The sequence below is a fragment of the Allobranchiibius sp. CTAmp26 genome (genome assembly GCF_017565405.1).
GTDB lineage: Bacteria > Actinomycetota > Actinomycetes > Actinomycetales > Dermatophilaceae > Allobranchiibius.
Genome location: NZ_JAGEKR010000019.1, coordinates 20,696 through 41,624 on the forward strand (window position 1 = coordinate 20,696; position 20,929 = coordinate 41,624).

A 20,929-nucleotide genomic window follows, 5' to 3' on the forward strand; every position below is an offset into this window, starting at 1 on the left:
ATCACCGAGGAGGACACCATGAACCACTCTCGTACGGGCGGACGTGGCCGCGGTCGCTCCGGCGGCTGGCAGCAGGCCGATCTGCCGCCGGCCGACGACGCGGCCGGCTGGTTCGCCGGACGCCTGCCGAACGACCTCTACACCGGGGCCCCGACCGTCACCGTCGACCGCGACGAGATCGTGGTCGTCGGCGACATCGATGCCCCCGACCTGCCCGAGGGCACGGATGCGGCAGCAACGGAGGCGGCCGTCTCCGGTCGGATCACCCGCTTCCGGGAGGAGACCCGGACCGCACGGATGGCGCTCGCGGACGAGGCGCAGGCCCGGTACCAGCGCTCCGTCGCCTGGGGCGCCCGGATCGGCGACACCGAGGTCGTCTTCACCAACATCGCCGTCCCGGTGATGACCAGGCTGCGGCAGGACGAGCGCCGCGTGCTCGACACCCTGGTGGACGCCGGGGTGGCACGCTCCCGCGCGGACGCCCTCTCCTGGGCCGTCAAGCTCGTCGGCGAGCACAGCCAGGAGTGGTTGGCGCAGCTGCGGGAGGCGATGACCACGGTCGATGACCTGCGGGCCAAGGGTCCCCAGGTCTGACGGCCCGACGAGGCCGACGGTTTGCGTCGGTGGCCAGGGCTGCGGCCCTGGCCACCGACGCAAAACCCCCACCGGTGTCTCAGCTCGGTTTCACCGAGCGAGGACCGGTGTCGCTGCCGCCGGGTCACGCTGTCCGGTACGGCGGTCGCCCCGGCTCCAGGCGCGCTCTCCGAGCAGGCTGAGCGCCGCGGGCAGCAGCACCAGCCGCACGATCGTGGCGTCCACGAGGATCGCGACCGACAGGCCGACGCCGATCTCCTTCATCTCCACCAGCCCGGAGAACGCGAACACCGAGAAGACCGACACCATCACCACCGCGGCGCTGGTGACCACGCCCGCCGTCTGCTCCAGCCCCATCCGCACGGCGAGGCGGATCGGCATACCCGCCCTCACGTGTTCGCGGACCCGGCTCAGCACGAAGACGTGGTAGTCCATCGACAGGCCGGTCAGCACCGCGAGCAGGAACGTCGGGATCCAGGTGATGATGCCGCCGGTGGAGTGGAAGTCCAACGGACCCGCGCCCCAGCCGTGCTGGAAGACCAGCGTCACGACACCGAACGCCGCGCCCACCGACACCAGGTTGAGGACCGTGGTGAGCAGCGCGAGCACCACGTTGCGGAAGACCACGCCCATCATCACCAGCACCAGCCCGAGCACGACGATCAGCACCCGCCAGAGAGCGGTGTTCGCATGCTGGATCGTGTCGTAGGACTGCGCTACATCACCGCCGACCGCCCAGCGGGCACTACTCGGCCGGATCGCTGACGGCACCACCGTGTCCCGCAGCCGGGTCACCTGCTCCCCCGCGCGCGCACTCCCCGGTGCCGCCGAGGTCGCGACGGTCGCGACCGCCGTACGACGATCGGCCGAGACCACGACCCCGGCAGGCGACCAGTCCCCACTCGAGACGGCCCGGCGTTCGACGGCCTGCGCCGTGCCGCTCGCATTCGCACCGGTCACGACGACCCGCGCGAGGTTGCCGTGGCTCGGGTACTTCGCCTGGATCTGCTGCATGGTGCGCACCTGGGTGATGCTGTGCGGGAGAGCCTCCAGCGAGTCGGTCTGCAGGTGCATCCCCAGGGCCGGAGCGGCGAGCGCCACCATCAACGCCCCACCGCCCAGCAACGCGACCGTCGGACGGCGCAGCACGGGACGCAGCAGTCGCCCGCTCACCGCGCCGGTCGGGATACGCCGGGAGACCCTCCACCACAACGGGATCCGCGGACGGTCCACCCACTTGCCGAGGAGGGTCAGCATGGCTGGGAGCACCGTGAGCGAGCCAAGCACCGCGATCACCACGACCAGCAGCGCGCCGGTGCCGAGGCTGTCGAACGTCGTGTCGCGCGCCGCGTAGAGCCCACCCATGCTGATCGCGACCGCCAGGCCCGAGACCACGATCGAGTGGCCCGAGGTCTCCCCCGCGATGCGGATCGCGTCGGCCCGGGTCGCGCCCTTGTCGCGTTCGGCGCGTTCGCGTTTGAGATAGAAGAGCGAGTAGTCGACACCGACCGCCATCCCGATGAGCAGGATCATGCTGGAGACCGTCGACTCCATCGGGATGATCAGCGAGATTGGCGCCATCAGACCCATCGTGGCGAAGACGCTCGTGATCGCCAGGACGACCGGCAGCCCCGCCGCGATCAACGCGGCGAAGACGATCACCATGATCACCAGCGTGATCGGCAGGCTGATGAGCTCCGCCGACCCCAGATCCTTGCCGACCCGGTCGTTCACGGCCTTGTTCACCGAGACGTCCCCCGCCTCGTCGATGCGCAGACCCGGGTACGCCGTGCGGGCCGACTTCGCGACCTGCGCGATACCGCTCACGTCGGCGTCGTGGCCGCCGCGGACGGTCGCCGCCACCAGCAGCGCCGTGCCGTCCTTGGAGGGGACCGGCGGCGCCACCGACGCGACGACGGGCTGGGTCGCGAGCCGCGCGCGTACGTCGGACGCGGCCCGCTCGGCGACAGCCTTGTCGAGGGCACCGCGCGCGGAGCCGATCAGCACGAACTCCTGATCGGGCGCGTCCAGACCGGCCGCCGCGATCATCGCCGACGCCCTGCCGGACTGCCCGACGCGATAGTCGGCGTCCTTGGTCTGGTGGGTGCTCATGGCCGAGCCGAGGCCCACCGCGATCACCACCATGAGCGCCCAGACGCCGACGGCGCGCCACGGATGCCCCGCACTCCAGCGGCCCAGTCGTTGCGCAGCACCTATACGTGCCATGACTCCTCCTGTCGTCGAAACGTGTTGTGCTCACAGGCTTCCGCCGATCAGCCGTGGCGTCAGGAGAGCCACCACCCCGACGGGGGTGTAGCTGGGTACACCCCCGGTGGTCCCAGGTCGGTGACTTGAGTGCACCGCCGTCGAGCCGGGATTCGGTCACGATGGGCAGATGCACCGACGACCGGGTCCCCTCGCGGCGATCGGGCTCAACCTGGCGAGCCTGCTGATCACGCTGCCGGCCATGGCGCTCTTGGGCCTCACGGTGGCGGGCGTGGCATCGTCCGTGGCGGTCGTCGGCCTGTTCATCCTGGCCGTGACCCTGGTGCTGTTGCGACGGCTCGCCGGGGTGCAGCGCAGCCTGGTCAGCGCAGGCCTGGGGGAACCCGTCACGCGGGCGTACGCCGACACCCGCGGCCTGGCACCGATCCCCCGACTCCGCCGTTGGATCACCGACCGTGCACGGTGGGCGGACGTCGGCTGGGCGCTGTTCACCTGCACGTTCGGGGCAGTCGTCTCGGTCGTCGCGCTGGCCGTCGTGCTCTATCCGGCCTGGAGCATCAGCTGGTACTTCCTGTGGCGGTCGCTCCCGGCGCAACTGCCGCAGCCGTACCACTTCCTGCACGTCGCCGACCCGACCCGAGGAGCGGTGTTCACCGTGCTGAGCGTGGTGGCCGGGATCGCCGGGATCCGTTGGCTGACACCGGCGCTCACCCGGTGGCGCCTTCTGATGGATGCCTCGATCATCGCCGACTCGCGCACCACTGCTCTCGAGGAACGGGTCGAGCAGGTGACCGCCGCACGCACCAGCACGGTCGACGCCGCAGCGGCCGAGCTGCGCCGCATCGAGCGCGACCTGCACGACGGTCCGCAGGCCCGGCTGGCCGCGCTCGGCATGGAGCTCGGCTTGGCCGAGCAGCTCGCGCTGTGCGATCCCGCGGCAGCCGCCGGCCTCATCGCCGAGGCCCGCGCGAACGCGAGCACGGCCCTGGCCGACATCCGCGCCGTGGTGCGGGGCATCTACCCGCCCGTACTCGCCGACCGCGGTTACGAGAGCGCCGTCCGCGCCCTCGTCGCGGACCTGCCCCTGACGGTCGCCCTGGACCTGGAACCGGGTGAGCGGCTCGAGGCGCCCCTCGAGTCCGCGTTGTACTTCGCCACGAGCGAGTGCCTGGCCAACATCCTCAAGCACGCGCGCGCCACGCAGGCATGGGTGTGCGTGCGTCGCCCTCCCGGATCCGTCCGCATCGAGGTCGGCGACGACGGGGTCGGAGGTGCCGCAGCCGACGGGGCGGGGCTGCGCGGTGTCGCGCGGCGACTCGCGGCGTTCGACGGCATGATGAGCGTGACCAGCCCGCCCGGTGCGGGCACCAGGATCGCGTTGGAGGTGCCGTGCGAGCCGTCGTCGGGGAGGACAACGCGCTCCTCCGCGACGGACTGAGCCGCATCCTGGCGGCGTACGACATCGAGGTCATCCGTGCCGTCGACAACGCGCCGGCGCTGTCCCGGGCGCTGTTGGCCGAGCGCCCGGACATCGCCATCGTCGACGTGCGGATGCCGCCGACCTTCACCGACGACGGGCTGCGCGTCGCGATCGAGGCCCGGGCTCAGCTGCCCGGCCTGCCGGTCCTCGTGCTCTCGCAGTACGTGGAGCAGCTCTACGCGCAGGAGTTGCTCGACTCCGGGTCGGGCGGGGTCGGATATCTGCTGAAGGACCGCGTCTCGGACGTTGCTGGGTTCATCGACACCGTACGACGGGTGGCCGGCGGAGGGACCGTGCTCGACCCCGACGTCGTGCGTCGCCTCCTGACCCGTCAGCGCGCGGGCACCCCGATCGACCGGCTCACCGCCCGGGAGCGCGACGTCCTGGAGTTGATGGCCCAGGGCCGTTCCAACGCAGCGATCGCCGGTGCGCTCTTCGTGACCGAACGATCGGTCAGTAAACACACGAACTCGATCTTCACCAAGCTCGATCTGCCCATCGATGCGGACGACAACCGGCGTGTCCTGGCCGTCCTGACCTACCTGCGCGACTGACCCGGCACGACCCCGCCGTCGTCGTCCAGGTGCGGGTTTTGCGTCCGCGGCCAGTGCTGCAGCCCTGGCCGCAAACGCAAAACCCCCACACCGACGCACAGCTGGGGCTCGGAGTCAGTGCAGCTGTGCCTCGATCGCCGCCACGATCGGCAGGTCCGCGGGCAGCCAGGGGACGTCGTACAGCTCGGTCCGTGACAGCCAGCGCACCTCGTCATGGTCGACCAGTCGGGGTGTGCCGCCGGTGATCCGCGCGAAGCGGACCTGCATCGCGAAACCCGGCTTGAGCGGCCAACCGGCACAGTGGTCCAGCTCGACCGGACCGGGCACCTGCGTGCCGAGTTCGACCGTGACGTCGAGCTCCTCGGCGAGCTCCCGGTGCAACGCGGCCTCCAGCGTCTCGCCCTGTTCCACCTTGCCGCCGGGAAACTCCCACCCGCCCGCGAGCGCGCTGGGCGCCGTACGCCGGGCCGCCAACAGCACCGTGGGGCGGCTCAGATCGTCCACGATCGCTGCACCGACGACCAGCCGGGTCACGCCGCGGCCGCTTCGCCGGTCACGTCGCGGGGTGCGCGGGGGTGCGGTCCGGGGAGCTTGCGGCGATCGAGTCGGAGTCCGAGCCCGACGCGGCGGCGGCGTTCCGCGGCGAGTGCGCGCCACGACGCGCGTGCGGGTTGGTGAAGAACGCCACAGCGATGATCGCCACCACCGCCAACAGTGCTGGCAGATAGAGCGATTCGCCCATCGCACGGGCGAAACCCGATTGCACCGCCGCTGGCAGCGACCTGCCGGGAGCCTGCGCGCCGCCCGACAGCGCGCCACCCCTGGCCCCGAAGTGCGAGGTCAGCCGGGACTCCATCAACGAGGCGATGGCGGCGCTGCCCAGGACCGCGCCCACCTGCCGGGTGGTGTTGTAGACGCCCGCACCGGCCCCGGCGTTCTCCGGGGGCAGCATGCGGGTCGCCGTCACTGACAGGGGTGCCCACATGAAGGCGTTGGCCAATCCGAGGACGACCATCGGGATGAGCAGGGCCCAGACGTGTGTGCCCGGTCGCAGGATGAATCCCAGCCACGCGACCGCCACGCACAGACAGGACAGCCCGAAGCCCGCGATCAGGCTCGGGTGGTACCTGTCGACCAGCCGCCCCACGACCGGCGAGAGCAGCAGGGTCACCACGGCCATCGGGACGAGGAGCAGCGCGGCCCGCGTCGGCGTCAGACCGCGGACGGCCTGCGCGTAGAGCATGAACGGGAAGACCATGGCGGTGATGACGAATCCGACGATCGAGATCCCCACGTTGGCCAGGGTGAAGTTGCGATCGGTGAAGAGCGCCAGCGGCACGAGCGGCTCGGCGCGGTTGAAGCGCTGCCACACCACGAAGGCGGCGAGCACGAGCACCCCGAGGACGATCAGCAGGGGCACCGAGACGATGCCGGTGATGGTGCCCCAGTGGTACTGGTGACCCTCCTGGATGCCGAAGACCAGCAGGAACATGCCGACCCCCGACAGGCCCACGCCGAGCCAGTCGAACCGGTGACTGTGCACGGGCAGGCTCGGCACCAGCCACACGGCCAGCCCGAACCCGATGATCCCGACCGGGACGTTGATGAAGAAGATCCACTCCCAGCTCAACTGGTCGACCAGCACACCGCCCAGGATCGGGCCCGCGAGTGTCGCGACGCCGGCGACCGCACCCCAGAAACCCATGGCCTGGCCGCGACGTTCGGCGGGGAAGATCCGCGTGATGACCGACATCGTCTGCGGTGCGAGCAGGGCCGCACCCAACCCCTGGAAGACCCGCGCCACGATCAGCGCGCCGATGCTGGCGGTGAGTCCGCACCACAGGGAGGCCAGCGTGAAGATGGTCAGGCCGACCAGATAGACGTTCTTGGGCCCGAAGCGGTCGCCCAGGCGGCCGGTGATGAGCAGCGGCACGGCGTACGCCAGCAGGTACGCGCTCGTCACCCACACCACGTCGTTGATGTCGCTGTGCAGGCTGCTGATGATGTCGGGCGTCGCCACCGAGACGATCGTGGAGTCGACCAGGATCATGAAGAAGCCGACGCACAGGGCGATGAGCGCCGGCCAGGGGCTGAACCCCTCGGCGTCGGCCTGGCGACGGGTCTGGCTCTTGGTCAACGCGATCTGGTCTGCCACGGGCCGCTCCTTCGTGTGCGGTCGATGCGGTACGTCGTGGCGGGCGGTGCGGGCCGCCGTACGGCGCTCGACCCAGAATATTCTCTCCGACGGGCGCACCCGCTCCGCGGTCGCCAGGCAAGAGCAGCCTCACCTGCGTGGACATGCGCGGCCGGCGAGGGCACCGTGGGGTAGGACGCACTCGATCCCAGGAGGATCCGACCATGACCGACGCCGAACGCGTGACCTCGACCGACGGTGCGCACGCGCCCGACGACGCCAGCGCGAGCGACCCTTCGACGTACGCACCGCACGCCGCCGAACCGCACGACGCGAGCATGGCCGGCCGGCTGAACTGGTTGCGGGCCGGAGTGCTGGGCGCGAACGACGGCATCGTCAGCGTCGCGGGCATCGTCGTAGGAGTTGCGGGCGCGACGGCAGGCCGGCAGCCCATCGTCGTCGCGGGCGTCGCCGGACTGGTCGCCGGTGCGCTCAGCATGGCGGCGGGCGAGTACGTCTCGGTCAGCACCCAACGCGACACCGAGCAGGCGCTGCTGGAGAAGGAACGCACCGAGCTGCGCGAGATGCCGGAGGAGGAGCTCGAGGAGCTGACCGGCATGTACGAGAGCAAGGGACTGCCCCGGCCTCTCGCTGAGCAGGTCGCTCACCACCTCACCGAGCACGACGCGCTCGGCGCGCACGCCGAGGTCGAGCTGGGGATCGATCCCGACGAGCTCACCAACCCGTGGCACGCCGCATTCGCGTCGCTGGCGGCGTTCTTCGTCGGCGCTCTTCTCCCCTTCATCGCAATCCTGATACCCGGCCCCTCGTGGCGGGTGCCCGTGACCTTCGTCGCGGTCCTGCTCGCGCTGGCGGTCACCGGCAAGGTCAGCGCCGATCTGGGCGGGGCCCCACGGCGGGCCGCCATCCTGCGCAACGTCGGCGGCGGAGCGATCGCCATGGTCATCACGTACGTGGTGGGCCACCTGGTGGGCGGAGTGGTCTGACCGCCGCTGCCGGGCAGACAGACCCGGTGAGTCAACTCCGCGGGTCGAGCAGTCCCGCGTCCTGCGGCGCCCAGGCCGGGTCCGTGCCGAGGTCGACGATTCGATTGGTCTCGTCGACGAAGACCACGCTGGGAGTCATGACGGCCGCCTCGGCATCGTCGTACTGCCCGTAGCCGATCACGATCACCAGGTCGCCGGGGCTCACCAATCGGGCCGCGGCCCCGTTGATCCCGATCCGTCCCTCACCGGCCGGGCCCTCGATGACGTACGTCGAGAGCCGGTTGCCGTTGTCGACGTCCACGATGTCGACCTTCTCCCCCTCGAGGAGGTCGGCCGCGCGCATCAGGTCGGCCGAAACGGTCAACGAACCGACGTAGTGCAGGTCGGCGTGCGTCACCGTCGCGCGGTGGATCTTGGACTTCATCATCGTGCGCTGCATACCGTCGATTGTCCCCGAACCGCCCCCATCGGCCGTCCGGGGTCGGGCGCACGGTCATAGTTGAGGTCACCATGACGACAGCGCGTTTCCACGGGACCATCACCGGCATCGGCACGACCAGCGGCGTGCGGGTGGTCGTCGGTCAGTGGCGGGACACGCCGTACGGCAGCTTCGACGACGTGATGCTGCAGACGCGCGAGGGGCACCGCCGGCTGCTCGCGCCGACCGAGCAGGTCGCCGAGTTCATCGAGCAGACCTACGAATTCGACCAGGTGAGCATCACTCCCGTGACGATCGTCACCGACGGCCGGACGCGACGGCTCACCGCCGACGACCTGTCGGTCACCTGGACCATCGGCCGGCGCACGGCTGTCGGCGGGCTGCTGCGCGCCGTGCCCGCGCGCCTCGCCACCGCACCGGCCTGGAGCCGCCTGATCGATCCGGTGGCCCGCGTCGTGATGCGCGGGGTCCGCACAGCCGGCACCGCGCGCGCCGGCCGGCGGGAGTTCTACGGCGCCCGCGACATGCACGCACTCGTGCGCGCATCCGGTGAGTACGCCGGCCAGGACCTGGGCGAGCTCGCGCCGGTCAGCCCCGCGGTGTCGTTCGGCTTCGGGTCGGCGCCGGCCCGGCCGGCGGTGACCACGATCGTGACCACGGTGATCGAGCGGTCACTGCAGGCCCAGCCACAGGCCGACTGACGCGAGCGCGACACCGCCGAGCAGCGTCCCGACCCCGCTCCACGCGGCCGGTCCACGCCGGCCGTTCTGCAGCAGTCGCGCGGTCTCGAAGCTCGCGGTGCTGAAGGTGGTGTAGCCGCCCAGGACCCCGGTGCCGAGGACGGCGAGCGCGTCGGAGCCGAGCGCGCCACGTTGCGCGAGACCGGCGAGCACTCCGAGAGCGAGGCAACCGGTGAGGTTGATGAGGATGGTGCCGACCGGGATGTGCGTGCTGACCCGCGCCTTGACCAGGCCGTCGAGCACGAACCGCAACACCGCTCCGACACCACCACCCACGCACAGCAGCAGGTACGTGCCCGCGCTCATCCGGCCGCCCGGTGCAGCCGCTGGGCCACGGACATCCCCGCGAAGGAGGCGAACAGACCCACCCCGACGGTGAGACCGCAGTAGCCGATCGCCATGCCCGGCTCGTGGTCGCGGATCAGTTGGGCCGCGCCGTTGGCGAAGGTGCTGTAGGTCGTGAAACCGCCGAGCACCCCGGTGCCGAGGAGCAACCGCACCGTGCGCCGCCGCCCGTGGTCGGGGCCTCGCCCGGCAAGCAGCTGCACCAGGACACCGAGCAGGAACGCACCGGACACGTTCACCATCAGGATCGTCCAGTTGACCCGGTCGGCCGGGGTCGGGAACCACAGGCTCAGCGCCTCGCGGACTCCCGTCCCGACGAAACCCCCGAGGCCGACGTACGCCGCGTATGTCGCCCGCAGATGGACCGGACGCCCGTCGTCGTCGACGTCGACATCCGGGTCCTCGGGCAGCCAGGGGTTCCTGAGGGCGGCGCGGGCGGCGTCGGTGAGGTTGGTCATGCCCCGGAACCACCGCGCCGCGAGCTGCCGCTCGTCGCGAGGACCGGTACGTCGTCATCCTCGACGAGGCCCTTGATCTCGGAGCGCTCCTCGACCGCGGGCGCGGAGCCCCAGAGATGGCGGGCGTTGGACTCCGGCAGCAGGTAGACGGCAATCGCTCCGATGATCCCGGTGGCGATCAGGTAGTACGCGGGCCAGTCGAGATCGCCGGTCGCACTCACCAGCGCACCCACCACCAGGGCCGTGGTGCCGCCGAAGAGCGAGATGGCGACGTTGAACCCGATGGACAGTCCGCCGGCACGCAACGGCGTCGGGAAGAGCGACGGCAGCGTGGACGGCATGGTGGAACTGAAGCAGATGAGGAGTAGCCCCATGATGAGGAGCCCGAAGAACGACGTCACGGACGAGCCGGCGCGCGCCAGCACCACTGCCGGCAGCGACAGCACGATCAGGCCGATCGCGCCGGTCAGGGCGATGGGTTTGCGGCCGATCCGGTCCGACAACCGGCCGAACATCGGGATGAGGACGAGCAGCACCGCGATCACGAGGATCTGCAGGATCTGCGAGGTCAGATCGGAGACGCCGCCACCGGTCTTGTCGGGCACCGTCGTCGTCAGGTAGGTCGGCATGTACGACGTCAGCATGTAGTTGGGGATGTTCCACGCCAGCACCAGCGCCACGCACACGAGCAGCGACGGCCACAGCTTGAAGATCGCACCGAGCTCGCCGCCGGTGCTGCGCTCCTTCTCGTCCTGGTCCGCCTTGGCCTCCATCGCGGCGTACGCCGGGGTGTCGGCGAGCCGGGAGCGCAGATAGACGCCGATGAGGCCTAGCGGCAGCGCCACGAAGAACGGGATCCGCCAGCCCCACGTCAGGAGTTGGTGCTCGGAGAGCACGCCGCCCGCCACCGTCACGAGCGTCGCGCCGAGCAGGTACCCGGTGAAGGTGCCGAACTCCAGCCAGCTGCCGAGGAACCCGCGCTTGCGGTCCGGCGCGTACTCGGCGATGAAGGTCATGGCGTTCCCGTACTCACCGCCGGTGGAGAAGCCCTGGATGAGCCGGGCGACCAGGAGCATGAACGGCGCCCACAGCCCGATCGAGCTCTCGCTGGGGATGATGCCGATGACGAACGTGCCGGCGGCCATCAGGATCATCGTCGTGGCGAGGACCTTGTTGCGACCGATCCGGTCGGCGAGCGGGCCGAAGAACAGGCCGCCGAACGGCCGCACCAGGAAGGCCACCGCGAACAGGCCGAAGGTGAGGATGGTCCCCGTGGTCTTGGGGAGGCCGTCGAAGAAGACCTTCTGGATGGTGGGCTCGAAGTAGGCGTAGACGCCGAAGTCGTACCACTCGGTGATGTTGCCGATGGCCGCCGCACCGATGGCCCGGCGGACCGTCGAGTTGTCGGTCACCGTGACCTCGTCGGCGGTCCACTGCTGTTCGTCGCCCAGCTGAATCATCTGGTCCTCTCACATAGGCAACATTCGACGTTACCTGCGAGTGGGTGCTCCCCCAGAATCGAGCGGACCGAGACCGCGGATGCGTTTCAGCACTCCGGACACCCGCCGTCGGGCACACTTCGCTCATGCCTCTCGCGAAGATCCCTGCACTCCTCACTGCTGCCACGTTGCTAAGCGGAGCCGGATTCGCAGTCGTCGCACCGGCTCACGCGGCCACGGCACCCAAGGCCTACGCCAACTGCACAGCCCTGAACAAGGTCTACAAGCACGGGGTCGGCCGGAAGGGCGCCCGGGACAAGACCGCGGGCAAACCAGTGACGAACTTCACCGTGAACACGGCGGTCTACAACAAGAACACCGGCCGCGATCGCGACAAGGACGGCATCGCCTGCGAGAAGGCCTGACGCGTCACGTGCGCTGCAGGCATCTGAGCTGGTTGTGGAACGGATCAACGACGACCAGCTCCAGCCCCCACGGTTGCTTCTCCACCCCGGGCCGCGCGAAACCGTAGTTCCTGTCGGCTAGTTCGCGCTGGTAGGCCCGTGCGTCGGCGATCTCGATGAGCACCGACCCTCCCGGGCTGGCGTCACCGTGATGCCCGGACAGGTGCAGCCGTACGCCGTCGCGCGCCACCTCGGCGTACAACGGCAGGTCCGGCTCGAAGCGGTGCTCCCACACCACCTCGAAGCCGAGGAAGTCGCGGTAGAATTCGTACGCCTTGGCCTCGTCGAAGCTGCGCAGGATCGGGATGACGGCCGGTCGCGCACTCTCTGAGGAGGCTCGGAACGGCGTACGAGATGCCATCCACCCATGATCGACCGGTTGTCAGCGAGTTTGCGGCGAATGCGCCACGAAACGGCTGACAACCGGCCGATGTCCGGTTACTGGGTGCGCATCGTGCTGGTCGGGAACGACACCTGCAGGGAGTAGCCGTCACCCTGCTTCGACGCCACCTTGATCCGGGTGCCCGACCCCGCGACCTTCACCGACCCGGCCGGGTTGGCCGCGTAGTAGTAGGCGTTGGGGTTCGTGTCGTCGAATGTCGACACGGCCGGCCGCGACGGCACCTGCGCCGCCAGGCCCTGCTTGTGCAGGGTGAAGGCGTCGGTGCGATCCAGGCCGAACGTCGCGTCGTACGGCTGGATCCGGTTGCTCACCGCGACCCCGTCCGGCCACACCATCGGCGTAGCGTGCGCGTCGACGGGCAGCACCAGTCCCCCACCGGGGTGGGCGGAGGTGTTGTTGTCCTTGAACTCGTTGTTCACGTACCAGATGAGCACGCCGTCCTGGTAGGGGAAGTGCTCGACCACGTCGGGGCGGCGGGGTCCGAAACCGAAGTTGTACGGGCCCTGCTTCAGCGTCGTGTCGTATCCGTTGTAGCGACGCGACTCGGCCAGGTAGTAGTTGGACGCGACGCGGGTGTCGGTGCCGTTCATCCGGCTGAACCCCGCGGGTGTCCAGACCGAGCTCGCCGACTCCGCGCCGTCCGTGGTCGTCGTATCGCCGACCGTGGTGGCGATGTCGTCGAGGAACGCTCCGGCGCCGTTCGTGCCGCCGTCGGTCTGGTAGAGGAAGCGGAAGGTGACCTTCTTCCCGGCGTACGGCGTGAGGTCGTAGGACACCGTGCTCCACCCCGTGCTGGTGCCGGTCACCGGCGTCCCCACGTTGGTCCAGGCGGCGCCACCGTCGGTGGACACCTGGCCGTAGAGGTAGTCGTAGTCGGCCTCGATGTCGTACCAGGCCGACGCCGAGATCCTCCCGGACGTCGCCCCGGTCAGGTCGACCGACCGCGTCAGGCTGTTGTTGAGGTCGTCGTCGCGCCCCGACCACCACTCGTACGAACCGGTCTTCGGGGTGTTGTACTTCGTCGCGATCGTCTTGTCCGGCAAGGAGACCGCGAGGGTCTGCGGCTTGGTGGCGCTGTCCTGGTCGGCCGGGCCGAGCGAGACCTTGCCGGAGTTGCCGTAGCGCACCGTCTGGGTGTCGGACCAGCCGAGCTGGGTCTTCTCCCACGCGCCCATGTAGCCCGGGGTGGTGCCGATGGCGTTGCCGCCGTGGTTCAGCCACGAGCCGCTGTTCATCAGGCTCCAGAACGACACGCTGTTGGTGCTGGTGTTGGTGGTGTCGTAGAGGTCGGGCAGGCCCAGGTCGTGGCCGTACTCGTGCGCGAAGACGCCGAGGCCGCCGTTCTCCGGCTCGGTGGTGTAGTCGCGGATCCAGATGCCGGTGTCGCCGATCTGGGTGCCCCCGTTGAGGTTGCCCGTTGGGCCGGCCTTGCCGGCGCCGGTCTGCACGGCCCAGCGGTGCGACCAGATGGCGTCGGCGCCCTGCGCGCCGCCGCCGGCCTCTTCGCCCTCGCCGGCGTGGATGGCCTGGAAGTGGTCGATGTAACCGTCCGGCTCGTTGAAGTTGCCGTCGTGGTCGTAGTCGTAGCGGTCCCAGACGTCGTACTTCTTCAGCTCGGTCTTGATCTGCGCGGCCGTCTTCCCGGCCGACTTCTGGGCGTTGTACCAACCCGTCGCCGTGTCGCCGATATAGGACCAGTAGCGGTCGGCCTCCGAGCCGGTGTTCGAGCCGTACCGCGCCTCGTTGTACGGGACCGTCACCCAGTCCGAGACGTCGCCCTGGGCCTTGTACCGACCCTGCGACTGGGACTTGTAGAAGTTCGAGAAGCTCTCGCCGGTGGTCCCGAACATCATGTTCTTGTAGTGCGCCTGGTTGAAGTCCTTCTCCCAGTACGTCGAGTTGTCGTCGGACGCGGTGCCGTCGATGGTGCGGTCCGGCTCGGGGATCTGGTTGTGCTGCGGGCCTGCTGCACCACCGGCGGTCGGGTCGACCTTGGAGCCGAAGTCGGTGAGGACCGTGAAGATGTTCGCCGTCTGCTCGGGGTCGTACTCGACGTACTTGGGCTTGGCAGCCTTCGCGTTCTTGCCGCGCGCCTTCTGCTGGGCGACCGTCCGCTTGCCGTCGTCGACGACGATCACCCGCTTGCCATTGATCGTGGCGGTCTTGGCCTCGCCCTTGATGAGCTTGTCGACCGCGGTACGCCGCAGCTCGGCCTGCTTGCTCTGCAGCGGGTCCGGCTTGTTGTCGGGACGGACGACGGTGCTGGGCGATGTGCCACCACCCGATGTCGGTGCGCCTCCGGTCGACGCCGCGTAGGTCACTCCCGGTGCGAGCGCCATGGCCGTCGCGGCCAGGGCGCCCGTCATGAGCACGGTTCGCTTCACGTTTCCTCCTGGATGTCGCCGGCCGCGGGATGTGGCGGCGGGCGCCGTCAGTGTCGGCTCACCGACCGGAGTTTCAGAAGGGTCTCGGCGCGTTCTGCGTCGGAAACTGACAGAGAGTTGACCTTTTCCTGACTGTTTCCTGTGTACCCGTGATTATGAGGCGCCCGCAGCTCAACGTCGGCTGCGCAGGCCCCTCAGGTCTCGCTCGGCGATGAGGCGGTGCTCCCACTCCTCGTTGACGACCGCCTGCAGACACCGGCGCACGGGGTAGCGACCGGGCGTCGGATATCCCGGCCCACTCAGGTGCGTCTCGCCCGCGAGCTGTTCGTCGGTGAGGTCGGCGAGCAGCTTCCGCACGACGGCGGTCCGGTCGTTGCGCAGCTCGAGCAGCTGCTCCAGCGTCGGGCGGGCGGAACGATCGTTCGGCACATCGTGGTCGTTCGGGTCGTGCTCGTCATGCGGCAGCCCGAGGGCGTCGTACGGCGAAGGGTCATGCAGGACAGCGCGTTTCGCCCATGCGTCCACCACGAAGACCAGGTGCCGCAGGGTCTCGATGAACGACCACTCGCCGTCGACCCGCTCGTGCAGCGCGTCCGGTGGGAGCGTCTGCGCCAGGGCGACGGTCGGCGGCCAGGAGGCCTCGATGACCCGCCACGCCTCCCGAAAACCGTCGGCATCGGTGGGCCGCAGCTTCACGCGTTCGGGATACCGCCGGTCCAACTCGGCCTCGACGAACGGCGTGACGTCGACGCCGTTGACGATCAGATTGCGCACCATGCCGTCCAGCTCGAGATCCGTCAGATCGGCGCCCCGAAGCCTCGCTCCGGCCAGGTAGACGTTGCGCATCCGCACCCCGGTCAGGTCGACCTGCTCGAAGGACGACCCGGACAGATCGACTCTCGTGAACTGCGAACCGCCCAGGTCCGCGTCGCTGAACTCCTTGAAATCATTCATACGGCGACCCTGCCACCGTCCACCGACGGACGTCAGCCGTCAGCCACCCCCGCGAGTGTCCGCACTCCCGCGCACCCGTACACACGGAAGTGCGGACACCCGGAGAAACCGTTCATCCCTGCGGCTCGGGCCACCCGTCGAGGAGCTTCTCGATATCGGCCAACTGCACCGTGGAGACCCACGAGGGGTTGGAGCCGACCGGCAGCCTCTGCACCTCCAGGTCGTCGATCCCCGTCGCGCGCAGCTCGTCGTCCGACAGCGTGTCGTGCAGAAGAGGAAGGTGCAGGCTCACGTCACCCTGCGCCTCACTCGTCACCCACCCCACGCCGGCGATCCCGCGCGTCACCGTGCCGCCTCCCGCGGACACCCACAGGATCGCCCTGTGACCTGGTTGCATCATCCGGCTGCGGTAGTTGTCGGCCACGCACCAGTCGCGCACGACGTGCGGCCGGTGCGCGAGGAGGGCATGGCGTAAGCGCGGGTGTTGCTGCGGGTCGCACTTGATCACCCAGGCGCCGAGGTTGTCCTCGGTGATCTTGCGCTGGGCCACCGTCCAGTCCTATCAGCCGCAGACGCCGGACACCCGATGGGAACGACGCACAATGACACCGTGCCGGATCAGGACCCTCCCCCGCTGACCGACGACGGACACCACATCGTCGTGAACGGTCGCAAATGGCGCGCGACGGACCCCGACATCCCCGATGCCCTGCGCAAGGAACTGGTCGCCGAACTCATGAGCGCCCGCCGCGACGTGCGCACCGACGCCGCGTCGGCCCGGCCGCGGGTCCAGGACGCGAAGGTCGCGCTCGGCGAGCGCGGTGACCCGTGGTGGGACCCGACGATCGACGGCCGCCGTACGAGGCTCGCCGCGACCATGCGCACCTTGCTCCGGCACCGCGACGCCGAGGCGACCATCTGCCCGAGTGACGCCGCCCGGGTCGTCGGTGGCGCGTCGTGGCGGGACCTGATGGACACCGCGCGATCGGTCGCGGCCGAGCTGGCCGAGCAGGGCGTGGTCGTCGTGCGCCAGCGCGGCGCGGACGTGGACCTGGCCACGGCAGTCGGCCCGGTACGCCTGGCGCGCGGGTCCCGCTGGTAGCCGCCGGCCGCGTTTGCCATGTACGGGGTGCGGGCTGCCCCGCTCCGGGTGTCCAATTCGATGACGGCCGTTCGTTCTGTTGATGTCGGCACAACCGGCGCCGGCGAGGAATCCAAGGAGGCACGTCATGCCGCAATACGCAGCGCTGATCTATGAGCAGGGCGACCCGGACTGGTCGAATCTGGACACGCCGGAGAAGCAGCGGACCATGGCCGACTACGGCGCGTTCGGCGCCACGGCGGCTGCCGTGATGAGGGGCGGCGCCGCCCTCTACCCGACGACGACGGCGACCACCGTCCGCGTCGAGGGTGGAGCCGGCGGCCCGGGTGGTGAGGTGATCACCAGTGACGGGCCGTTCGCGGAGTCCAAAGAGGTCCTCACCGGGTTCTACCTGATGGAGTGCGCCGACCTGGACGAGGCGGTGCGCTGGGCCGCGCAGATCCCCGCGGCGCGGACCGGACAAGTGGAGCTGCGTCCGGTGATCGACTTTGGCTCCCCGAACGGCTGACCGGAGCGAGCACGCGGCCCTCTCGCGCCTGCTGCGCGACGAGGGTCCGCGTGTGCTGGCCACGCTCATCCGCACCACCGGTTCGTGGCAGCTCGCCGAAGACGCCGTGCAGGACGCTGCCGAGCGGGCCCTACGGACCTGGGCGCGTGACGGCGTGCCGGCCCAGCCACGCGCCTGGCTGACCCTGACCGCACGCCGCTGCGCCATCGACGCCCTCCGACGAGAGACGGCGCGTGCGGGCAAGGAGGCCGAGGCGAGCCGCTCGCTGTCGCTCCTGGAGGACCTGCGGACCGACGCTGCGCACGACGTCGTCGAGCCCTCATGGATGATGCGCGACGACATGCTGCGGCTGCTCTTCACGTGCTGCCATCCGTGCCTGCCGGTGCAGGCGCAGGCCGCGTTGGCCCTGCGCACATTGTGCGGACTGACCACTGCCGAGGTCGCCAGCGCGTTGCTCGTGCCCGAGCCGACCATGGCCAAACGCCTGACCCGGGCGAAACGCAAGATCACCGTCGCAGCCATCCCTTACCGAGCCCCGACGGGTGACGAACTGCCGACCCGCCTGGCCGGCGTGGCGGCCACCATCTACCTGCTCTTCAACGAGGGGTACCACGCAACCGGGGGCACCAGCGCGATGCGCCGGCAGCTCACCGCCGAAGCCATCCGACTCGCCACCCTGGTCGACGAGCTGCTGCCAGGCCGGATCGAGGTGCTCGGACTGCGGGCTTTGCTCCACCTGCAGGATGCGCGCGCTCCCGCGCGGGTCGACGCACACGGTGACCTCGTGCTGCTTCGCGATCAGGACCGGACCGCTTGGGATACCGGCCAGATCCGGCTCGGGCTGTCCCTGCTCGGCCAGTGCCTGCGACACGTCACCGACCGGCCGAACCAGTACACCGTTCAGGCGGCGATCGCGGCGTGCCACGACCTGGCGCCGTCCTGGGAACGCACCAACTGGGCGGCCATCGTCAGCTGGTACGACGTGCTGGTCGCCATCACTCACACCCCCGTCGTGCGCCTCAACCGGGCCATCGCCATCGGTGAACTGCGCGGCCCCGTCGCGGCCCTCGCCGAACTGGAGCGGATCTCCTACCTGGACGGCTACCTGCCGGCCGTCGCGGCCCGCGCCGAGCTTCTCGCCCGGGCCGGCCGCGACGCCGAGGCGCTGGACGCCTTCGCGACGGCGATGCGGCTGCCCGGCAACGACGCCGCCAAGCACGCGGTCGCGAAGCGTTTCGACGAGCTCGCGACCGTCGTGGCGCAGGGATCCAGTGCTCAGCGGCCGCAGTCCTCGCTGCCGTGACGGGCCAACGGCACGGCAGCACCGGCACGAAGCGCCCATCGACCGTCTAGCGGAAGAACAGCGCCATCCAGACATCGTCCACGTAGGAACCGTCCGGCAGCCTGATCTCGTCGATCAGGCGACCTTCTTCGACGAACCCGTGTCTGTCATACAGCGTCAGCGCAACGGAATTGGTCGACAACGCGCGCAGCCCCAGCTTGCGCACTCCACGTCGACGGGCTTCCTCGATCGCGGCTTCGATCAGGAGTGACGCGATGCCTCGGCCTCGAGCGGACGGTGAGACGGCGAGGGCATCGAAGTGCAGCACGTGCTCGTTGGAGACCACCCGCATGTGGCGCGCTACTCGGGCATATCCGACGACGTGGCCGTCGACCTCCGCGACGACGACATCTTCGGGTCTGCGCCATTGTGTGAAGAACGGCAGCGACGCATCCTGGGGTGGGGTGACCCACAGTTCCGGCGGCCACGACTCGGCGTCCAGGACGGCCAACACACGATCGTCATCGGGGGCAGCGGGACGGATCACCACAGGACCAGGAGTGAGACCGTCATGGCTGCTCGACCTCGGCTCGTCTGACATGCCCTCACCGTATGGCTCGATCGCCGCGACAACCCTCCCGGCGTGGGAGCGACCTCGGAACGTCGGAGCGACACGGTGTGTCGGTGGGCCGTGCCAGGATCGGCGATCCGGACAGCTGCCCTGGGACGTCCCATACGGTCCCAGCCGATCGGACAGAAGGTGACGCCAGTGAGCGACCACATGGACAGCCCGCCCGACCCGAAGCACACCTTGACGGAGTTGGAGGTGGTCGGCGAACAGCTGGCCGACTGGCGGATGCTGATCGACCGGCTGCACGCCAGCTTCGACACCGGTGATTTCCGCACCGCGGTCGAACTCGTGGACGCCGTCACGCTGGTCGCTGAGGAGATGAATCATCATCCCGACCTCGACCTGGCCTACGGGCGGCTCGACGTCCGGCTGATCAGCCACGACGTCGGCGGGGTGACCTCGCGCGACGTGGCGCTGGCCAGGGCCATCAGCGAGCTGGCCCGAGCAGCCGGGGCCACCTCGCATCCGGAGCGCACCAGCGTCCTCGAACTGGGCCTCGATTCGGCCGACGAGGCGCAGATCAGGCCGTTCTGGGCGGCCCTGCTCGACTACGACACGGTGCAGGCCTGGGGGGAGTTCCAGCTCCGCGACGCCACCGGACGTCGGGCGTCGATCTGGTTCCAGCCCACCGGGGCCCACGACGTTCCGCGGCAGCGTTGGCACCTCGACCTGCGCATCCCGCCCGAGGTGGTGCAGGGCCGCATCGCTGCCGCGATCGAAGCCGGCGGCGAGCTGGTCGACGACACTGCCGCGCCGGCGTTCTGGGTGCTGGCCGACCCGCAGGGCAACCGCGCCTGTCTGACCACGTGGGAGGGCCGGGAGGCGCACGACGGGTGAGAGACGTGTCGGCGACCGAGATCGACCTGCTGAGAAGGATCTCGCACACCCCTCGACGCGAGGGGTGATCCGCTAGGGTTTCCGCAGATCGGGAACATTGTTCCAGGTGGCAGGCCGCCGCGCGCACGGCGACGGGGAGAGGTGGCTGGGTGCCTCAGAACAATGAGTCAAGCGGAGTGCAGTCGGTCAGCCGCGCGTTCGTCATCCTCGAGACTCTCGCTCAGGCCGGCGGATTCGCGACCATTTCGCAGCTGGCCAGCACCACCCGGATTCCGCTCGCCACCATTCATCGGCTGCTGCGATCGCTCGTCGATGAGGGGTATGTGCGCCAGGACCCTTCGCATCGGTATGCACTGGGCTCCCGGCTGATCCGGCTCGGAGACGTCGCTCGCCAAGCGCACAGCGTCTGGGCTCAACCCAGGTTGCAGGCGCTGGTGGACGAGATCGGCGAGACGGCGAATCTTGCCGGTCTCGAGGGCGATGCCGTCGTCTACGTGGCGCAAGCGCCGTCCCCGTACGCGGTTCGGATGTTCACCGAGGTGGGCCGCCGCGTCTCTGCCCACTCCACCGGAGTCGGCAAGGTGCTGCTGGCCCAGCTCGGCGACGACGACGTACGTCGGTTGGTGCAGCGCACGGGGATGCCGGCCAGTACGGAGCACACCATCGGCAACCTCGCCGAGCTCATTCTCGAACTGGGCCGGATCCGGCAACTCGGCTACGGAGTCGACGAGGACGAGCACGAACTGGGCGTGCGATGTGTCGCCGTCCCACTCCACGATGCCCCGGGCAACCTCGCCATCTCGGTGTCCGGACCGTCCGGGCGGCTCACCCGGGCTCGCATCGAACAGATCGTCCCGGCCCTGCACCGCGTCGCCACCGAACTGAGCCAGGATCTCTCGGAGGCGCGGGTGGGTGACCGCGCGGCGGTGCTCTGAAGCCAGGCCCGAC

The 20,929-nt window shown here is 69.7% G+C and carries 23 protein-coding genes; 11 read left to right on the forward strand and 12 right to left on the reverse strand.

The annotated features are described in order from the left end of the window. Positions 1-18: 18 nt before the first annotated feature. Entirely contained in the window at positions 19-594 is a 576-nt protein-coding gene (locus tag J4030_RS14420) for a hypothetical protein (protein ID WP_208049926.1), read from the forward strand. A 90-nt stretch (positions 595-684) separates the two neighbouring features. On the opposite strand, the gene J4030_RS14425 is transcribed toward J4030_RS14420, so the two are convergent. After that, on the reverse strand, positions 685-2,820 hold the full coding sequence (locus J4030_RS14425) for an MMPL family transporter (RefSeq protein ID WP_208049927.1): 2,136 nt from the start codon (positions 2,818-2,820) through the stop codon (positions 685-687). A 169-nt stretch (positions 2,821-2,989) separates the two neighbouring features. Between J4030_RS14425 and J4030_RS14430 the strand changes: the two genes are divergently transcribed. Together J4030_RS14430 and J4030_RS14435 are read left to right on the forward strand one after the other, a co-directional pair. Next, a complete protein-coding gene (locus J4030_RS14430; RefSeq protein WP_208049928.1) occupies positions 2,990-4,258 on the forward strand; it encodes a sensor histidine kinase in 1,269 nt (422 codons plus the stop codon). Next, positions 4,210-4,854: a response regulator transcription factor gene (locus tag J4030_RS14435; RefSeq protein ID WP_208049929.1), complete on the forward strand. Its 645-nt coding sequence runs from the start codon at positions 4,210-4,212 to the stop codon at positions 4,852-4,854. The genes J4030_RS14430 and J4030_RS14435 overlap by 49 nt, the downstream gene beginning before the upstream one ends. A 114-nt stretch (positions 4,855-4,968) precedes the next feature. On the opposite strand, the gene J4030_RS14440 is transcribed toward J4030_RS14435, so the two are convergent. Continuing rightward, positions 4,969-5,388, reverse strand: a complete 420-nt coding sequence (locus J4030_RS14440; RefSeq protein ID WP_208049930.1) for a (deoxy)nucleoside triphosphate pyrophosphohydrolase — start codon at positions 5,386-5,388, stop codon at positions 4,969-4,971. Positions 5,389-5,407: 19 nt separating this feature from the next. After that, the gene (locus J4030_RS14445; protein ID WP_374222001.1) at positions 5,408-6,991 is read right to left on the reverse strand and encodes a DHA2 family efflux MFS transporter permease subunit; all 1,584 of its coding nucleotides are present in this window, start codon (positions 6,989-6,991) and stop codon (positions 5,408-5,410) included. Between the two features lie 221 nt (positions 6,992-7,212). Between J4030_RS14445 and J4030_RS14450 the strand changes: the two genes are divergently transcribed. Further along, positions 7,213-7,995 (forward strand): VIT family protein, encoded by a 783-nt coding sequence (locus J4030_RS14450; protein WP_208049931.1) that lies wholly within the window; start codon positions 7,213-7,215, stop codon positions 7,993-7,995. 31 nt (positions 7,996-8,026) lie between these two features. On the opposite strand, the gene panD is transcribed toward J4030_RS14450, so the two are convergent. Beyond that, complete coding sequence (gene panD / locus J4030_RS14455; RefSeq protein ID WP_208049932.1) at positions 8,027-8,434, reverse strand: aspartate 1-decarboxylase; 408 nt, start codon at positions 8,432-8,434, stop codon at positions 8,027-8,029. A 71-nt stretch (positions 8,435-8,505) separates the two neighbouring features. Between panD and J4030_RS14460 the strand changes: the two genes are divergently transcribed. After that, positions 8,506-9,135 carry a hypothetical protein gene (locus J4030_RS14460; protein WP_208049933.1) on the forward strand — a complete coding sequence of 210 codons (630 nt, stop codon included), beginning with the start codon at positions 8,506-8,508 and terminating at the stop codon, positions 9,133-9,135. Here J4030_RS14460 and crcB read toward each other — a convergent pair. Genes crcB through J4030_RS14475 form a run of 3 tightly spaced genes read right to left on the reverse strand, consistent with a single transcriptional unit; the run spans position 9,106 to position 11,437 of the window. Further along, positions 9,106-9,480: a fluoride efflux transporter CrcB gene (crcB, locus tag J4030_RS14465; protein WP_208049934.1), complete on the reverse strand. Its 375-nt coding sequence runs from the start codon at positions 9,478-9,480 to the stop codon at positions 9,106-9,108. The genes J4030_RS14460 and crcB overlap by 30 nt on opposite strands. Continuing rightward, positions 9,477-9,977 carry a CrcB family protein gene (locus tag J4030_RS14470; RefSeq protein ID WP_208049935.1) on the reverse strand — a complete coding sequence of 167 codons (501 nt, stop codon included), beginning with the start codon at positions 9,975-9,977 and terminating at the stop codon, positions 9,477-9,479. Before J4030_RS14470 ends, crcB begins: the two co-directional genes overlap by 4 nt. After that, on the reverse strand, positions 9,974-11,437 hold the full coding sequence (locus J4030_RS14475) for an MFS transporter (protein ID WP_208049936.1): 1,464 nt from the start codon (positions 11,435-11,437) through the stop codon (positions 9,974-9,976). The genes J4030_RS14470 and J4030_RS14475 overlap by 4 nt, the downstream gene beginning before the upstream one ends. A 125-nt stretch (positions 11,438-11,562) precedes the next feature. On the opposite strand from J4030_RS14475, the gene J4030_RS14480 reads away from it, so the two are divergent. Then, positions 11,563-11,841, forward strand: a complete 279-nt coding sequence (locus J4030_RS14480) for an excalibur calcium-binding domain-containing protein (RefSeq protein WP_208049937.1) — start codon at positions 11,563-11,565, stop codon at positions 11,839-11,841. Between the two features lie 4 nt (positions 11,842-11,845). Here J4030_RS14480 and J4030_RS14485 read toward each other — a convergent pair whose 3' ends face one another. The 4 genes from J4030_RS14485 to J4030_RS14500 all read right to left on the reverse strand — a co-directional run bounded on the left by J4030_RS14485 (position 11,846) and on the right by J4030_RS14500 (position 16,171). Then, positions 11,846-12,241, reverse strand: a complete 396-nt coding sequence (locus J4030_RS14485) for a glyoxalase superfamily protein (protein WP_208049938.1) — start codon at positions 12,239-12,241, stop codon at positions 11,846-11,848. 77 nt (positions 12,242-12,318) lie between these two features. Continuing rightward, positions 12,319-14,667, reverse strand: a complete 2,349-nt coding sequence (locus J4030_RS14490) for an immune inhibitor A domain-containing protein (protein WP_307864712.1) — start codon at positions 14,665-14,667, stop codon at positions 12,319-12,321. Positions 14,668-14,838: 171 nt separating this feature from the next. Further along, positions 14,839-15,621, reverse strand: a complete 783-nt coding sequence (locus tag J4030_RS14495; protein ID WP_208049939.1) for a DinB family protein — start codon at positions 15,619-15,621, stop codon at positions 14,839-14,841. 112 nt (positions 15,622-15,733) lie between these two features. Next, positions 15,734-16,171 carry a hypothetical protein gene (locus J4030_RS14500; protein WP_208049940.1) on the reverse strand — a complete coding sequence of 146 codons (438 nt, stop codon included), beginning with the start codon at positions 16,169-16,171 and terminating at the stop codon, positions 15,734-15,736. A 60-nt stretch (positions 16,172-16,231) separates the two neighbouring features. On the opposite strand from J4030_RS14500, the gene J4030_RS14505 reads away from it, so the two are divergent. From J4030_RS14505 to J4030_RS14515, 3 genes are all read left to right on the forward strand, one after another. Beyond that, positions 16,232-16,723 carry a DUF3253 domain-containing protein gene (locus J4030_RS14505; protein ID WP_307864713.1) on the forward strand — a complete coding sequence of 164 codons (492 nt, stop codon included), beginning with the start codon at positions 16,232-16,234 and terminating at the stop codon, positions 16,721-16,723. 127 nt (positions 16,724-16,850) lie between these two features. Continuing rightward, the gene (locus tag J4030_RS14510; RefSeq protein ID WP_208049942.1) at positions 16,851-17,231 is read left to right on the forward strand and encodes a YciI family protein; all 381 of its coding nucleotides are present in this window, start codon (positions 16,851-16,853) and stop codon (positions 17,229-17,231) included. Then, entirely contained in the window at positions 17,212-18,534 is a 1,323-nt protein-coding gene (locus J4030_RS14515; protein WP_279538180.1) for a sigma-70 family RNA polymerase sigma factor, read from the forward strand. Before J4030_RS14510 ends, J4030_RS14515 begins: the two co-directional genes overlap by 20 nt. Before the next feature lie 46 nt (positions 18,535-18,580). On the opposite strand, the gene J4030_RS14520 is transcribed toward J4030_RS14515, so the two are convergent. Continuing rightward, positions 18,581-19,114: a GNAT family N-acetyltransferase gene (locus J4030_RS14520; RefSeq protein ID WP_208049944.1), complete on the reverse strand. Its 534-nt coding sequence runs from the start codon at positions 19,112-19,114 to the stop codon at positions 18,581-18,583. A 168-nt stretch (positions 19,115-19,282) separates the two neighbouring features. Between J4030_RS14520 and J4030_RS14525 the strand changes: the two genes are divergently transcribed. Together J4030_RS14525 and J4030_RS18580 are read left to right on the forward strand one after the other, a co-directional pair. Further along, on the forward strand, positions 19,283-19,981 hold the full coding sequence (locus J4030_RS14525) for a 4a-hydroxytetrahydrobiopterin dehydratase (protein ID WP_208049945.1): 699 nt from the start codon (positions 19,283-19,285) through the stop codon (positions 19,979-19,981). A 149-nt stretch (positions 19,982-20,130) separates the two neighbouring features. Further along, on the forward strand, positions 20,131-20,916 hold the full coding sequence (locus J4030_RS18580; RefSeq protein ID WP_208049946.1) for an IclR family transcriptional regulator: 786 nt from the start codon (positions 20,131-20,133) through the stop codon (positions 20,914-20,916). The last annotated feature ends 13 nt before the right edge of the window (positions 20,917-20,929 follow it).

What these genes read in the sequence shown, in the direction of transcription:
- J4030_RS14420 (WP_208049926.1), top strand. Translation starts at nt 19, where the DNA reads ATGAACCACTCTCGTACGGGCGGACGTGGCCGCGGTCGCTCCGGCGGC.
- J4030_RS14425 (WP_208049927.1), bottom strand. Translation starts at nt 2,820, where the DNA reads ATGGCACGTATAGGTGCTGCGCAACGACTGGGCCGCTGGAGTGCGGGG.
- J4030_RS14430 (WP_208049928.1), top strand. Translation starts at nt 2,990, where the DNA reads ATGCACCGACGACCGGGTCCCCTCGCGGCGATCGGGCTCAACCTGGCG.
- J4030_RS14450 (WP_208049931.1), top strand. Translation starts at nt 7,213, where the DNA reads ATGACCGACGCCGAACGCGTGACCTCGACCGACGGTGCGCACGCGCCC.
- panD (WP_208049932.1), bottom strand. Translation starts at nt 8,434, where the DNA reads ATGCAGCGCACGATGATGAAGTCCAAGATCCACCGCGCGACGGTGACG.
- J4030_RS14460 (WP_208049933.1), top strand. Translation starts at nt 8,506, where the DNA reads ATGACGACAGCGCGTTTCCACGGGACCATCACCGGCATCGGCACGACC.
- crcB (WP_208049934.1), bottom strand. Translation starts at nt 9,480, where the DNA reads ATGAGCGCGGGCACGTACCTGCTGCTGTGCGTGGGTGGTGGTGTCGGA.
- J4030_RS14470 (WP_208049935.1), bottom strand. Translation starts at nt 9,977, where the DNA reads ATGACCAACCTCACCGACGCCGCCCGCGCCGCCCTCAGGAACCCCTGG.
- J4030_RS14475 (WP_208049936.1), bottom strand. Translation starts at nt 11,437, where the DNA reads ATGATTCAGCTGGGCGACGAACAGCAGTGGACCGCCGACGAGGTCACG.
- J4030_RS14480 (WP_208049937.1), top strand. Translation starts at nt 11,563, where the DNA reads ATGCCTCTCGCGAAGATCCCTGCACTCCTCACTGCTGCCACGTTGCTA.
- J4030_RS14485 (WP_208049938.1), bottom strand. Translation starts at nt 12,241, where the DNA reads ATGGCATCTCGTACGCCGTTCCGAGCCTCCTCAGAGAGTGCGCGACCG.
- J4030_RS14495 (WP_208049939.1), bottom strand. Translation starts at nt 15,621, where the DNA reads ATGAATGATTTCAAGGAGTTCAGCGACGCGGACCTGGGCGGTTCGCAG.
- J4030_RS14510 (WP_208049942.1), top strand. Translation starts at nt 16,851, where the DNA reads ATGCCGCAATACGCAGCGCTGATCTATGAGCAGGGCGACCCGGACTGG.
- J4030_RS14520 (WP_208049944.1), bottom strand. Translation starts at nt 19,114, where the DNA reads ATGTCAGACGAGCCGAGGTCGAGCAGCCATGACGGTCTCACTCCTGGT.